Annotated in this window: 11 protein-coding genes; 6 read left to right on the top strand and 5 right to left on the bottom strand. The window is 70.1% G+C overall.

What is annotated here, in order from left to right; translation table 11 throughout:
• Positions 1-62 precede the first annotated feature (62 nt).
• The 3 genes from KGQ91_RS14695 to KGQ91_RS14705 are packed head-to-tail and all read left to right on the top strand — an operon-like array spanning position 63 to position 3223.
• Positions 63-875, top strand: a complete 813-nt coding sequence (locus tag KGQ91_RS14695) for a hypothetical protein (RefSeq protein ID WP_224421325.1) — start codon at positions 63-65, stop codon at positions 873-875.
• On the top strand, positions 876-1820 hold the full coding sequence (locus KGQ91_RS14700; RefSeq protein ID WP_163649094.1) for a diguanylate cyclase domain-containing protein: 945 nt from the start codon (positions 876-878) through the stop codon (positions 1818-1820).
• Positions 1817-3223 carry a bifunctional DedA family/phosphatase PAP2 family protein gene (locus KGQ91_RS14705; RefSeq protein ID WP_163649095.1) on the top strand — a complete coding sequence of 469 codons (1407 nt, stop codon included), beginning with the start codon at positions 1817-1819 and terminating at the stop codon, positions 3221-3223. Before KGQ91_RS14700 ends, KGQ91_RS14705 begins: the two co-directional genes overlap by 4 nt.
• A 167-nt stretch (positions 3224-3390) precedes the next feature.
• On the opposite strand, the gene KGQ91_RS14710 is transcribed toward KGQ91_RS14705, so the two are convergent.
• From KGQ91_RS14710 to mpl, 3 genes are read right to left on the bottom strand one after another with little or no spacing between them, the layout of a single operon-like run.
• Positions 3391-4014 (bottom strand): LysE family translocator, encoded by a 624-nt coding sequence (locus KGQ91_RS14710; protein WP_205596238.1) that lies wholly within the window; start codon positions 4012-4014, stop codon positions 3391-3393.
• Between the two features lie 52 nt (positions 4015-4066).
• Positions 4067-4687 carry a flavin prenyltransferase UbiX gene (locus KGQ91_RS14715; protein ID WP_163649096.1) on the bottom strand — a complete coding sequence of 207 codons (621 nt, stop codon included), beginning with the start codon at positions 4685-4687 and terminating at the stop codon, positions 4067-4069.
• Positions 4680-6047, bottom strand: a complete 1368-nt coding sequence (gene mpl, locus KGQ91_RS14720) for a UDP-N-acetylmuramate:L-alanyl-gamma-D-glutamyl-meso-diaminopimelate ligase (protein ID WP_163649097.1) — start codon at positions 6045-6047, stop codon at positions 4680-4682. The genes KGQ91_RS14715 and mpl overlap by 8 nt, the downstream gene beginning before the upstream one ends.
• 190 nt (positions 6048-6237) lie before the next feature.
• On the opposite strand from mpl, the gene KGQ91_RS14725 reads away from it, so the two are divergent.
• On the top strand, positions 6238-7497 hold the full coding sequence (locus KGQ91_RS14725) for a 6-phosphofructokinase (protein ID WP_163649098.1): 1260 nt from the start codon (positions 6238-6240) through the stop codon (positions 7495-7497).
• Positions 7498-7541: 44 nt separating this feature from the next.
• On the opposite strand, the gene KGQ91_RS14730 is transcribed toward KGQ91_RS14725, so the two are convergent.
• Positions 7542-9257: a bifunctional protein-serine/threonine kinase/phosphatase gene (locus tag KGQ91_RS14730; RefSeq protein WP_163649099.1), complete on the bottom strand. Its 1716-nt coding sequence runs from the start codon at positions 9255-9257 to the stop codon at positions 7542-7544.
• 167 nt (positions 9258-9424) lie between these two features.
• On the opposite strand from KGQ91_RS14730, the gene ppa reads away from it, so the two are divergent.
• Positions 9425-9955 carry an inorganic diphosphatase gene (gene ppa, locus KGQ91_RS14735; protein ID WP_163649100.1) on the top strand — a complete coding sequence of 177 codons (531 nt, stop codon included), beginning with the start codon at positions 9425-9427 and terminating at the stop codon, positions 9953-9955.
• 87 nt (positions 9956-10042) lie between these two features.
• Here the strand turns inward: ppa and KGQ91_RS14740 are convergent, their stop codons facing one another.
• On the bottom strand, positions 10043-11224 hold the full coding sequence (locus KGQ91_RS14740; protein WP_224421326.1) for a DUF2333 family protein: 1182 nt from the start codon (positions 11222-11224) through the stop codon (positions 10043-10045).
• Positions 11225-11363: 139 nt separating this feature from the next.
• On the opposite strand from KGQ91_RS14740, the gene dsbD reads away from it, so the two are divergent.
• On the top strand, positions 11364-13289 hold the full coding sequence (dsbD, locus tag KGQ91_RS14745) for a protein-disulfide reductase DsbD (RefSeq protein ID WP_224421327.1): 1926 nt from the start codon (positions 11364-11366) through the stop codon (positions 13287-13289).
• Positions 13290-13390: the final 101 nt, after the last annotated feature.

Below are 13390 nucleotides of genomic sequence, written 5' to 3' on the forward strand. Positions count from 1 at the left end.
ATCAATACTAAGCCACCATGGAGAGCAAGTTCAAAGCGAGGGACCACCGCCGGCTCGTCCTGATGACCGCCGCGACCCTGCTGCTGCTGGCGGCGGGGGCGCAGGACACCCTGTTGCGCCTGGTACTGGCGCTGGCCGCCCCGGGCCTGATCTGGCTCTGGCACCGCGCCGACGGGAACTGGCGCGCCGCGGAGGTGTGGCTGCCGGCCCTGCTCGCGATGCTGCTGACCCTCGCCCTGCTCGAAGCCCCCGAGCGCTATCCGATGTGGCTGTGGGGCTGGGTCGGCGTGCTCGCCCTGCCCCAGCCGCTGCCGATGCGCCTGGCTGTCCTGCTGCTGACGGTCGTCGGTTACTGGCAGGTCCAGCCGCTGCTGCCCACCGAGACACGCCTGCTCGCCGCCCTGGTGCTGGCCGCCCTGGGGCTGCTGGCCTGCGGCCAGGCCGTGGCCTTTCAGCGATCGCGACGTCATGCCGACTGGCGCCCCCTGACCCTGCCCGGCATTGCCGTTCACTCACGCCGGCAACTGGAGCGCGACCTGAGCCGCGAGATCGCGCGTACCGACCGCGAGGGCTCTTCCGCCATGCTGGTCCTGCTCCAGGCACGCCCCGGCCAGCTCGCCGAACTGGCGCGCCTGCTGGATCGGCATGTGCGCCGCTACGAGGGGCTCTACCAGTGCGATCGTCGCACCCTGGCCGCCATCCTCATCAGCCGGACCCCGGCGGAATCCCGTCAGCGCCAGACCCACCTGCAGGCCGCCCTGCCGGCCGGCGCCCATCTGCGCCTTGCCGGCCTGACCCCGGCGCTGGCGCTGCCCGAGCAGATCCGCGCCCTGACGCTGCAGAACCAGCCGGTCACCGACGCGGGAGCCCTGTGAATGCGCGACTTCTCCCAGCGCGACTACGACCGCCTGTTTCTCGTCGTGTATATCGGGGGGATGCTGCTGATCGCCAGCCACGCCCTCTGGCACTACCTGATGGGGCATTACGAGGCGATCCTGCTGCCGGCCCTGCTGACCCTGCTGCTGGCCGGCGCGCTGTTCGTGCGCCTGGCCAACCCCGGTCTGCACCGCATGGCGACCTATGCGGTCCTGATCAGCGGCTACCTGCTGACCGCCGCCGACCTCGCGGCTCATGACACTCAGGCCTGGCTCTGGCTCGGCGTCCCCCCGACCCTGACCTTCCTGCTGCTGCCGCTGGCACCGGCGACGCTGCTCAATCTGTCGCTGACCCCGGTCTGGCTGCTGCTGGCCGTCCCGATCCCGATGCTCTGGCAGGCCGGGCTCGCCTACCTGACCCTGATCGGCCTGTTGTCGCTCCCCGCCCGACTGGCGCTCCAGCGTCGCTTTCCGCGGCGGGACAGCGAACAGCCCGATGCCCAGTGCGATGCCCTGTCACACCATGCCCTGGCACTGCGCCTGACGGCCGAAGTGGAGCGTGGCCGCGCGCTCAAGCGCCCGCTGGCCGTGCTGGTGATCCACCTGCCCCAGCTGGAAATGGCCGAGGAGCAGTTCGGCAGCCATCTGCTGCAGGCCCTGCTCACTCGCGCCTGCGCCACCATCCAGGCCAACTGCCGCCAGCACGATCTGCTCGGCCGGGAGCGCGACTCGCTGTTCTGGCTGCTGCTGCCGGATACCGGCGAGGCCGGCGCCCTGATCGTTCGCGAGCGACTCCTGCAGGCCCTGAACCGTGACGTCTTCGCCGAAACCGGGGCCATTCAGGCACGCATCCGCAGCGAACACCTGCTGCCCGGCGACACCCTCGAACGCTTCGAACAGCGCCTGGCGGCGGCCGGCCTGAAACTGCTGGAGCCAAGTCCGTGACCGCAACCGACTGGATCTCGACGCTCACCCCGTCACCCGGCTGGCTGTACCTGATCTTCCTGCTCATCGCCCTGGTCGAGTCGCTGGCTGTGGTCGGCCTGCTGGTTCCCGGGGTGGTGCTGATCACCGCCGCCGCCTCCCTGGCGGGGCATCACGAGCTGTCCATCACCCTGGCCCTGCTGGCCGCCGCCGCGGGCGCCATCCTCGGCGACGGCATGAGCTTCCTGCTGGGCTACCGCTACCGCGAGCGCATTCCCACGCTCTGGCCATTCCGGCGCCACCCCGAATGGCTGGCCCGCGGCGCCCGCTTCTTCCAGCGCCACGGCGTGCTCTCGGTGCTGATCGGGCGTTTCGTGGGGCCGGTACGTCCGGTGGTGCCGTTGATCGCGGGCATGATGCACATGCGACCCGCCACCTTCCTGTGGTCCAACATCGGCTCGGCGCTGCTCTGGGCCCCGGCCTATGTGCTGCCGGGCTATCTGCTGGGCCGCACCTGGCAGCAACTGCTGGCCCTGCCCCACGACAGCCGACGCTGGCTGATCATGCTGGCGATGCTGGTGGTCGGCCTGCTGGTCACGTTCTCGCTGCTGCGCCGCCAGCTCGACCATGACGGCTGGACCTATCGCCGGCTGGCCGCCCTCGCCGACCGCCACCCGGGCGGGCGCCGGCTGTGGGAGGCACTGGTGCCCGCGGGCACCGACAGCGGCGTGCCGCTGGCGTCGCTGCTGCTGCTGCTGACCAGCCTCGCCGCCCTCTCGGGGTGGACGCTGTGGGTGCTGCACCAGGACGGCCCGCTGCCCATGGACCAGCAGCTCCAGGCCCTGCTCGTCGATCTCCAGCATCCGCGGCTCACCCGACTGGCCGAGCTCATGGCCAGGCTCGGTGACACCTACGGCGTCATCGCCCTGGTCGTCCCCTGGCTGGCCTGGATGGCCCGGCGGAAACTGGTCGCCCTCGGACTGCACTGGCTCGGCGCCCTGGGCGGCATCGCCCTGGCCAACACGCTGTTCAAGCACCTGGCAGGGCGCGTACGCCCCGACATCCCCGACTACCTCGCCGGATCATTCTCCTACCCCAGCGCGCACACCTCGACCGCCGTGGTGCTCTACGGCCTGGCCGCCGCCTTCGTCGCCGACGGCCTGGCACCGCGCTACCGGGCGTCGGCCTACTGGCTGGCGGTGCTGATCTGCGTGCCCATGGCCCTGTCACGCCTGGTGATCGGCGTGCACTGGCTCAGCGACCTGGTGGGTGGCGCCCTGCTGGGGCTGGTGGTCTGTGCCCTCGTGCGCCTGAGCTACCACCGCTTCGCCGCCCGCCGGCCGCCACGCCCGCCGTGGCTGGCCCTGCTGCTGGCCTCCGCGGTCCTGCTGGCGGCGCGCCTCGCCTGGCTGCCGCACGCCTGAGCCGTGCGCAGAGGGAGTTTACAAAAGTCACGAGCGACGGTCAGGCAAGGCGAAATCAGCCGCGAAAGCGGACTGGGCTTGCACACGAGTTCACGAGAGGGTAAATGAGCCTTTTGAAACTGATTTCAACGCCGTATGGCCGAGCGCAGTCATTTGTAAGCACCCTCTCAGCCCAGCGCCAGCCAGGCCCCCACCCCGACCATCAGGGTCCCGGCAATGCGGTTGAGCAGGCGCACATTGCCACTGCGGCTGAGCAGATGGCTCGCCGTGCGCCCGCCGACGGCATAGAGCAGCAGACAGCACAGTTCGATCGACAGGATCATGCCCACCAGCCAGCTCAGCTGCGGCGCCAGCGCCAGGCGGGCATCGAGAAACGGCGGCAGCAGGGCGATGAAGAAGGCCCAGCCCTTGGGGTTGGCCACGGCGGTGACGAACCCCTGGACGAACAGCTGCCCCCGCGAGACGTCGCGGGCGGCGCGCGGTTCATCGGGAATCGCCATGCGTCCACGCGAGCGCCACATCTGCCAGCCCAGCCAGGCGAGATAGGCCCCGCCCAGCCACTTGAAGATCGCGAACAGCGCCGGCTGGCGCAGCATCAGCGTCGCCACCCCGCCACCGGCGGCGGCCGCCACCAGCCCCACCCCCAGCAGCTCGCCGATCATCATCCACAGGGCCCGGCGCACCCCCACCGTCATGCCCAGCACCATCGACAGCGTCATGCACATGCCCGGGGTCAGCGACACCATGAAGAAAGTCGGGATAAAGACCGACAGCAGCGAAGGATTGATCATCAGGCAGGGTTCCGTGTTGCGAATCCGAGAATCGACAGGGTGACGGCCTGGCCTACTCCCCCCAGCGCGGCATCAGCGTGTGAGCGATGCCCAGCTGGTTGAGGATCCGTGCGACGATGAAGTCGATCAGCTCGTCGACGCTCGCCGGGCGGTGATAGAAGCCGGGCGCCGCCGGCAGTATCACCGCACCCAGGCGACTGAGCGCGAGCATGTGCTCCAGGTGGATCGCCGACAGCGGGCTCTCCCGCGGCACCAGCACCAGTTGCCGGCGCTCCTTGAGCGCCACGTCGGCGGCGCGCTCGATGAGGTTGTTGCTCGCCCCGGTGGCCACCGCCGACAGCGTGCCCGTCGAGCAGGGGCAGATGACCATGGTGCTCGGCGCCCCGGAACCCGACGCCACCGGCGCCATCCAGTCCTCGCGGCCGAAGCAGCGGATCTGGCCCGGTCTCGCCCGGCTGCGTTCGATCAGCGCCTCGGCCAGGCGCGCCGGCTGGGCCGGCAGGTGCACGTCGGTCTCGGTGGCGATCACCATGTGCGCGGCCTTGGAAATCATCACCCAGACCTCGTGGCCGGCCGCGACCAGGCAGTCGATCAGGCGCAGCCCGTACTGGGCGCCGGAGGCCCCGGTCAATGCCACCGTCACCGGCGGCTCGAAGGTTTCGCGCTCAGCCATGGCGGGCCTCCAGGGCGGCCAGCAACTTCTCGTGGATGCCGCCGAAGCCGCCGTTGGACATCACCACCAGCCGATCGCCGGGGCGCGCCGTCTCGGCGAGGGTCGCCACCAGCGCCTCGAGGTCGTCGGCCCGCTGTGCCGGCACCGGCGAGGCGGCCACCACCGCATCCAGCGACCAGTCCAGGCCGGGCGGCTGATACCACCACACGGCATCCGCGTCGGCCACGCTCTCGCCGAGGCGCGCCTTGAGGGTGCCCAGGCGCATGGTGTTGGAGCGCGGTTCGATCACCGCCAGCAGCCGCCCGTTCGGGGTCGCCGCGCGCAGGCCGTGCAGGGTGGCCTGGATGGCCGTGGGGTGATGGGCGAAGTCGTCGATCACCTGAATGCCGGCGACCTGCCCGCGCACCTCCTGGCGCCGCCGCGGCGAGGCGAAGCGCGAAAGCGCCGCGCAGCCCCGCGCCAGATCGACGCCACAGGTTGCCGCCGCGGCCAGCGCCCCCAGGGCATTGCGGGCGTTGTGCGCGCCGCTCAGCGACCACTCGACCACGGCATCCTCATTGCCGTGCATCACGCGAAAGCGCCCGTCGTCGGCACGCTCCGAGGCCCAGCGCCAGGCGCTGTCCGCCGCGTCCCCGAAGCGCTCGACCGGCGTCCAGCAGCCCATTGCCAGGACCCGCTCGAGGGCCGGCTCGCCATCGGCGGCCAGCACCCGCCCGTCGCCGGGCACGGTGCGCAGCAGGTGATGGAACTGGCGCTCGATGGCCGCCAGGTCGGGGAAGATGTCGGCATGGTCGAACTCCAGGTTGTTGAGCACCACCACATCCGGCCGGTAATGCACGAACTTGGAACGCTTGTCGAAGAAGGCCGTGTCGTACTCGTCAGCCTCGACCACGAAGGGCGCATCGGGGGCGCCGAGGCGCGCCGAGATACCGAAGTTGCGCGGCACCCCGCCGATCAGGAATCCCGGACTCATCCCGGCGGACTCCAGCAGCCAGGCCAGCAGGCTGGCGGTGGTGGTCTTGCCGTGGGTGCCGGCCACCGCCAGCACGCGCCGCCCGGGCAGGATGTGCTCGGCCAGCCACTGGGGCCCGGAGACATACGGAAGGCGGGCCTCGAGCAGCGCCTCCACTTCCGGGTTGCCGCGGGAGAGCGCATTGCCGACCACCACCAGGTCGGGGCGCGGCGAGAGGTTCTCGGCGGCATAGCCGTCGCACAGGGCGATGCCGGCGGCCTCGAGCTGGGTACTCATCGGCGGGTAGACGTTGGCATCCGAGCCGCTGACCGTCAGCCCCCGCTCGCGGGCGAGCAGGGCCAGGCTGCCCATGAAGGTGCCGCAGATACCAAGGATATGCACATGCATGTCAGGAGTTCCCCGCCGGAGTGAGTCGCCGGGACGCCGTGCGGGCGCCGCCACAGGCGGGTGAGCCTAGCATGGGGCTCTCGACCGGCGCCACAGGCCCGCCGCCGTGCAGCTGGCGCCGCTTTCGGCTATGATGCACGGTCGTTCCCCCCTCGCAAGCCCAATGACCAGCAGGAGCAAAGGAAGCCCCATGGCCCAGCACAATGCCTTCTATGCCCAGTCCGGTGGCGTCACCGCCGTCATCAACGCCAGTGCCTGCGGCGTGATCGAAGCGTGCCGCCGTCACGGCGATCGGATCGGCAAGGTGTATGCCGGACACAACGGCATCATCGGCGCCCTGACGGAAGACCTGATCGACGTCTCCCAGGAGTCCGACGAGGCCATCCGTGCCCTGCGCCACACCCCGGGCGGCGCCTTCGGCTCCTGCCGCTACAAGCTCAAGGACATCGAGAGCCACCGCGCCCAGTACGAGCGCCTGATCGAGGTCTTCAAGGCCCACGACATCCGCTACTTCTTCTACAACGGCGGCGGCGACAGCGCCGATACCTGCCTCAAGGTCTCCCAGCTCTCCGAGAAGATGGGCTACCCGCTGACCGCCATCCACGTGCCCAAGACGGTCGATAACGACCTGCCGATCACCGACAACTCGCCCGGCTTCGGCAGCGTCGCCAAGTACATCGCCACCTCCACCCGCGAGGCGGCGCTGGACATCGCCTCGATGTGCGCCACCTCGACCAAGGTCTTCGTGCTCGAGGTCATGGGGCGCCACGCCGGCTGGATCGCCGCCGCCGGCGCGCTGGCCGGCAACGGCGAGGGCGAGCCGCCGCACCTGGTGATCTTCCCCGAGGTGGCCTTCGACCGCGGCGCGGTGATGAAGCGTGTCGAGGAGTCGGTCAAGCGCTATGGCTACTGCGTGGTGGTGGTCTCAGAGGGCGCACGCTACGCGGACGGCACCTTCCTGGCCGACGCCGGCAACACCGACGCCTTCGGTCACCGCCAGCTGGGCGGCGTGGCGCCGACCCTGGCCGGCATGATCAAGCAGGATCTGGGCTACAAGTACCACTGGGCGGTCGCCGACTATCTGCAGCGCGCCGCGCGCCACCTGGCCTCGAAGACCGATGTCGACCAGGCCTATGCCGTGGGCAGGGAGGCGGTGGAGCTGGCGCTGGCCGGCAAGAACGCCATGATGCCGGCCATCAAGCGCGTCAGCGACGACCCCTACGAGTGGCGCGTCGAGGCCGCCCCGCTGGCCGAGGTCGCCAACAAGGAGAAGTTCATGCCCCGCGACTTCATCCGCGAGGACGGCTTCGGCATCACGCCCGTCTGCCGGCGCTACCTGGCGCCGCTGATCCAGGGCGAGGACTTCCCGCCGTTCGAGAACGGCCTGCCCATGTTCGCCTCGCTGAAGCTGGCCAAGGTCGAGCGCAAGCTGCCCACCTTCGAACTGTGAGGGCCGCCCCCGCCCGCCGCGACTTGCCGGCGGGCGGGGCGAACTCAGCGAATCAGCCAGGACAGCACCAGCAGCAGCAGCAGCACGCCGGCGACCGCCTGCCAGAGGTTGGCCGGCTCGCGCAGCGCGGGCCTTTCCTCCTCCGCGGAAGCACGGCGCGGGTCGCGCAGGGCCAGCAGGAACTCCGACAAGCGGCGGAAGCGCAGCGCCCGCTGCGGGTCCAGCGCCCGCTTGAGGGCCTCGTCGAGGGCCACCGGCACCTCGGGATTGACCAGCCGTGCACTGCGATAGTGCATCTGCTCGAGGCCGGTGTGGCTGCGCAGCTCATGCGGTGGCTGCGCATAGGGCAGCCTTCCGGTCAGCAGCCAGTAGATCACCGAAGCCAGCGAGTACTGGTCGCTGCGCCGCCCCACCTCCGTGTCCAGGGCATACTCCGGCGCGCTGTGCTCGCTGAGCCCCACCTCGCGGGCCAGCTCGCGGGCCATGGCGTCGTCCTCGCGCCGGTGGCAGGCGCCGAAGAAGCCCAGCACCACCCGCCCGTGCGGGTCGAGCAGTATCGTGTCGGGCCTCAGCTGCTGGAAGAGCACGTCGCGCCGGTGCAGGGCCTGCACGGCCTTGGCCAGCTGGCGCGCGATGTCCAGCCGCTGGGACAGCGTGGCCTGCGGGTGACGGCGCGCCCAGTCGGCGAGCGTCTCGCCGTTCACCGGCTCCGTCAGGTAGTAGAGGTAACGGTGGGGGCGCCCGATGTCGATGCGCCGGGGAATGAACGGCGAGCGTACCCGATCGACGATCCACTGCTGCAGCAGAAAGTGCTCGAGGTAGGCATTGCGGCTGGAGAGCTCGGGACTCGGCGCGCGCAGCACCATCTCGCGCCCGCCGTGGACGTCGCGTACCCGGTAGACCCGTGTCTTGGCGGTCCGCGACAGCACGGCCAGCACCTCGAACCCGTCGAGGCGCTCCCCCACGTCCAGCTCCGGCGGCACGGGCATGCTGCCGTACACCGGCTCGGGGGCGTCGGGCTCACGCTCCGGCAGGCGATCGATGCGCACCAGCTGGAAGCAGAACTGCTCGGCATCGTAGCCGCGTGCACCGGCACGCTGCTGGGCGGCCTCGGCCAGCCGCTCGCAGGCCGCGTCCAGGTCGCTGACGTCGGAGCGGATCAGCTGCACGTAGTCGGAAGGCATCAGGGTGCCCCGCACCGCGCGGGTGGTGAACAGGAAGAGGTCGCCCTGCTTCAGGGGCAGCCGGTCATAGTCGATGTCCAGGTTGCCGTCGAGCCCCAGCGCGCGGGACGGGTAGCGGTAACCGCCCAGGTCGGTGACGTGGTCGCGCGAGAGCTGCTCGAACTCAGCCCCGCGCAGGCGAAAGACCAGGGTGTCGCCCATGTGGAAGAGGTGCGCCTCCGCGCCACGGAAGACGATGGCCGACATCGAGCTGACGTAGCTGCCTCCCTCGATGTAGCGGCTCTGGCTATGGCTCCAGCTGTTGAGCGCCCGCAGCACCCGCGTGGCCGAGTCCTTGACCTCCCAGTGGGCCGGGGTCGAGTAGTAGTCGGTCAGGAAGCCCCGCACGCTGAGGTCGCCGGCCTGCTTGGCGATCGCGTTGCGCCAGATGGAATCGCTGATCAGCGCACAGACCCCCTTGGCCCCCAGAGCCGCGGCATCCTCGGGCACCAGCACCGACATCGAGCTGCGATGCCGGCGCCGCTCGGGCGCCACGAAGGCCTGGCCATAACTCAAAGACAGCGCTTGTTCCGCCAACCGGGTCTCCTTGCTCGTCACGCGGCGTGACTATCATACACGCTCGCACGGCATCGGCCATGACGGCGACGGCCCCTCGGGCGGCATGGCAATCGCCGGATACAGTTCGTATAATCCGGCCAGTCTTTCTGTCATCCAGCCCAACAGCCCAACGCAAGGATTCGACGATGAGCTTCAACCAGATTCCCGCCGGCAAGGATCTCCCCAACGACGTCTACGTGGCGATCGAGATTCCGGCCAACCATGCGCCGATCAAGTACGAGATCGACAAGGATATGGATGCGCTGGTCGTCGACCGCTTCATGGCCACGCCGATGTTCTACCCGGCCAACTACGGCTTCATCCCCAATACCCTGGCCGACGACGGCGACCCGCTCGACGCCCTGGTGGTGACGCCGCATCCGGTCCAGCCCGGCAGCGTGATCCGCGCCCGTCCGGTCGGCGTGCTGAACATGACCGACGAGGCCGGCGAGGACGCCAAGCTGGTCTGTGTGCCGCACAGCAAGCTCACCTCCCTCTACGACGAGGTCGAGGAGGTCACCGACCTGCCCGAACTGCTGCGCCAGCAGATCGCCCACTTCTTCGAGAACTACAAGGATCTCGAGAAGGGCAAGTGGGTCAAGGTCGAGTCCTGGGACAATGCCGAAGCCGCGCGCAAGGCCATCGAGAAGGCCGTCGCCGCCTACACCAAGCAGTAAGGCCGACTCGCCATCCCTGACGCCGACGGGCCGCATTCAGCGGCCCGTCGGCGTTTTCAGGCTCCGGCAGGGAGCCGGAGCCGGCGGTCAGTGCGCGCCGGTCTTGCCGGTCGCCTCCGGCGTGGCAGCCTCTGGACCGGCAGCGTCCGGGGCGGCGGAGGACGGCGCCGGAGCCTCGCCGTTCTGCGCTTTCGCCGCGTCGGGCGTGTCCGGCCCCTTCACCGCCTGGCCGGCCGCCGGCTGGTCGGTCGTCTGCTGATCGGCCGCCTTGGCAGGGGACGGCTCGGGCCGGGAGACCGTGACATCCTGCACCCGAGCGGCCAGCGAGCGAGCCAGCTCGGCGACGGCCTGGGTATGATTGGCCAGCACCAAGGAGTGATTGGCGAAGAGCCCGAACCCGCTGCCGTTGAGAATCACCGGACTCCAGACACGCCGCTGGGCCAGTTCCAGCTCGGCAATCAGCCGTTCCCAGAGTTCGCCGGCGTCGGCCGAGGCGATGAGGTCGGCATAGTCGCGCCGCGTGGCACGCAGCAGCTGCGTGAACGCCCAGGCCTCGCCGCGGGCCGTGTAGAAGACATTGTCGATGCGGAACCAGGGCGTGGCCTCGGGCAGTTCCGCGTCACTCACGCCCAGCTCGCGCAGGGCGTCGGGATCGTCCACGTTGGCCAGCAGATGCTGGGTCTGGCGCTGGAAGTGGCGGGCCGAAGCGTTCAGCCACGCCGCCAGCGGCTTGCCATCGCCGACGAAGCCGGACACCGTCGACTGGGCCAGGGCATCCTGATAGCCCTGCAGCGCGCCGACCGCCTTGGCATAGCGTCGTTCGGCGCCGGGGTACAGCCAGTCGCCGCGATCGGCGTTCAGTGCGGCCTGGGCGTCCTCCAGCGCGGCCGGCGTCTGGCCGCTCAGGTCGGGCAGTGCCGCCGCCATCACCCGCGCCTGATCCAGCACGCCGCCTTCCCAGCTCGGCATGTTGTCCAGCCAGAGGCCGGGCGGGAAGACGTCATTGCTCAACAGGCCGCCGGGCTTGTCGAGCAGGGTCTCGACCACGCCCTCGAGCGCGGTCACCGTCGCCAGCCCCCGCACCGGCGAGGGAGTATCGGCCGCGTCGGCCGTGACGATGTCGCCGGGGCGCTGGCTCCACCAGATGCCCAGCCCGAGGCAGACCACCAGATAGACGATGACCAGCGTCAGCAGCGGTTTCCAGATCCATCCATACTCGGGGCGCTCGAGTACCTCGGCGCGACGCTTGCGGTTGCGAGATAGAGCCATGTCCACGACGTCCTTGGGCGTGACGAATGAGAATTGGGTCAATGAGAAGGGTATCCTATCATGCGATGCTCGGCGCCCCACGCCGGGCCCTCAACGCCGCACTCGCGGTCGCCGCCGCCCCAACCGAGGACGACTCATCATGCGTCATGCGTCATTCGCCGCCCGGCTGCTGCTGATCGCGGCCCTGTTTTTCCTCCAGTCCGCCCATGCCGGCTGGCTGGCGGACAATCAGGCCGACGGCAGCGACTTCCTGCCGGTTGACGAAGCCTTCCGGGTCAGCGCCTGGCGCGACGCTGACACCCTCTACGTCGGCTTCACGCCGGCCGAGGGCTACTACCTCTACCGACAGCGCTTCGCCGCGACCGGGAACACCCCGGGGGCGTCGCTGGGCGCACCGCAGCTGCCCCCGGGCACCTTCAAGAGCGACCCCTACCTGGGCGACGTGCACGTCTTCCACGACCCGGTGGTGATGCGCGTGCCCATCAAGGGCGACGTGGCGGACGACCAGCCCCTGTCGGCCCGAATCACCTTCCAGGGCTGTGCCGAGGCCGGGCTGTGCTATCCCCCCGAAACGCTCTCGTTGACCGCCCGCCCCGGCTCGCCACCGGAGCGCTTCGCGACGGCCGACGGCCTGGCGGACACGTCATCGAATGCCCCCCGCGCGGCGTCCACGGACTCGGTGGGCGATCCGTCGACCACCCCGGCTCTCCCGGCCTCCGCCAAGGCGTCGATTCCCGCCGCCGACGCCCCGGACAGCGCTTTCAGCGCCCTGCTCGACAACGATGTCCCGGCCTGGCTGGTCCTGACCGGCTTCTTCCTGGCCGGGCTGGGCCTGACGTTCACGCCCTGCGTGCTGCCGATGATGCCGATTCTCGCCGCGATCATCGTCGGCCAGCGCTCCGGCCACCGGCGGGCACTGCTGCTGTCGGGCAGCTACGTCGCCGGCATGGCGGCGACCTATGCCATCGTGGGCGTGCTGATGGGACTGTTCGGCGCCGGGCTCAACCTCCAGGCCCGCCTGCAGTCCCCCTGGGTGCTGATTCCCTTTGCGCTGCTGTTCACGCTGTTCGCCCTGGCGATGCTCGATACCGTCAACCTGAGCCTGCCCTCGCGTCTCGGCCAGCGCGTGTCGGCCTGGCAGACTCGCCTGCAACGCAGCGGACCGGCGGGGCTCGCCCTGGCCGGCGCCCTGTCGGTCGTGGTGGTGTCGCCCTGTGTCTCGGCCCCGCTCGCCGGCGCCCTGGTCTACATCGCGGCGACCGGCGAGGCGCTCTGGGGTGGTGCTGCGCTGCTGGCCCTGGCACTGGGCATGGGCGTGCCGCTGCTGCTGGTGGGGACCTTCGGCGGCGCCCTGCTGCCCCGGGCCGGTGCCTGGATGAACGGTATCAAGAGCGCCTTCGGCGTGCTGATGCTGGGCATCGCCATCTGGCTGGTGGAGCGCCTGCTGCCCGGCCCGGTGACACTGCTGCTGTGGGCCGCGCTGGCCATGGGCACGGCACTGATGCTCGGTGCGCTGTCGCCGGGCCTGGGTGCCGGCTGGCCGCGCCTGCGCCAGACGCTGGGGCTGTTGCTGCTGGGCTGGGGGCTGGCCCTGGTCCTCGGTGCCGCCCAGGGCGGTAATGACCCGCTACGCCCGCTGCGCCTCGGCTCGACGGATGACACCCGCGCCGCGGCGCCCACCTTCACCACCGTGACGACACTCGAAGGCCTGCAGCGCGAGCTCGCCCGGGCCGCACGGCGCGGCCAACCGGCCTTCGTCGACATCAGCGCCGAGTGGTGCATCGCCTGCCGGATCATGGAGCACGAGGTGTTTCCGGCCCCCGCCGTCGCCCGGCGCCTGGCCGACTTCCACCGCATCCGCGCCGATGTCACCGACACCGACGCGACCAGCCGCGCCCTGCTGGATCACTTCGGCCTGTTCGGCCCGCCCGGCCTGCTGTTCTTCGCCGGCAACCGCGAACTGAAGGTGTCCCGGCTGCTGGGCGAGGTCGATGCCGAGACCCTGGCCAGGCACCTTGATGACGTGCTGAACCAGGTCGACGCCGCCCCCGCCACGAGTCGCTGAAAACGCTGTTCGCGGCGCGGCTGGACAAGCCCCCGGTTTTTCGGCAAACTCCGCCAGCACTGCGTTATTGATGTTCAGGGACGGCATCTTGCGGCAACCTG

Source organism: Modicisalibacter tunisiensis (assembly GCF_020148005.1).
GTDB classification, from domain to species: domain Bacteria; phylum Pseudomonadota; class Gammaproteobacteria; order Pseudomonadales; family Halomonadaceae; genus Modicisalibacter; species Modicisalibacter tunisiensis.

What these genes read in the sequence shown, in the direction of transcription:
- KGQ91_RS14695 (WP_224421325.1), top strand. Translation starts at nt 63, where the DNA reads ATGACCGCCGCGACCCTGCTGCTGCTGGCGGCGGGGGCGCAGGACACC.
- KGQ91_RS14700 (WP_163649094.1), top strand. Translation starts at nt 876, where the DNA reads ATGCGCGACTTCTCCCAGCGCGACTACGACCGCCTGTTTCTCGTCGTG.
- KGQ91_RS14710 (WP_205596238.1), bottom strand. Translation starts at nt 4,014, where the DNA reads ATGATCAATCCTTCGCTGCTGTCGGTCTTTATCCCGACTTTCTTCATG.
- KGQ91_RS14715 (WP_163649096.1), bottom strand. Translation starts at nt 4,687, where the DNA reads ATGGCTGAGCGCGAAACCTTCGAGCCGCCGGTGACGGTGGCATTGACC.
- mpl (WP_163649097.1), bottom strand. Translation starts at nt 6,047, where the DNA reads ATGCATGTGCATATCCTTGGTATCTGCGGCACCTTCATGGGCAGCCTG.
- KGQ91_RS14725 (WP_163649098.1), top strand. Translation starts at nt 6,238, where the DNA reads ATGGCCCAGCACAATGCCTTCTATGCCCAGTCCGGTGGCGTCACCGCC.
- ppa (WP_163649100.1), top strand. Translation starts at nt 9,425, where the DNA reads ATGAGCTTCAACCAGATTCCCGCCGGCAAGGATCTCCCCAACGACGTC.
- KGQ91_RS14740 (WP_224421326.1), bottom strand. Translation starts at nt 11,224, where the DNA reads ATGGCTCTATCTCGCAACCGCAAGCGTCGCGCCGAGGTACTCGAGCGC.
- dsbD (WP_224421327.1), top strand. Translation starts at nt 11,364, where the DNA reads ATGCGTCATGCGTCATTCGCCGCCCGGCTGCTGCTGATCGCGGCCCTG.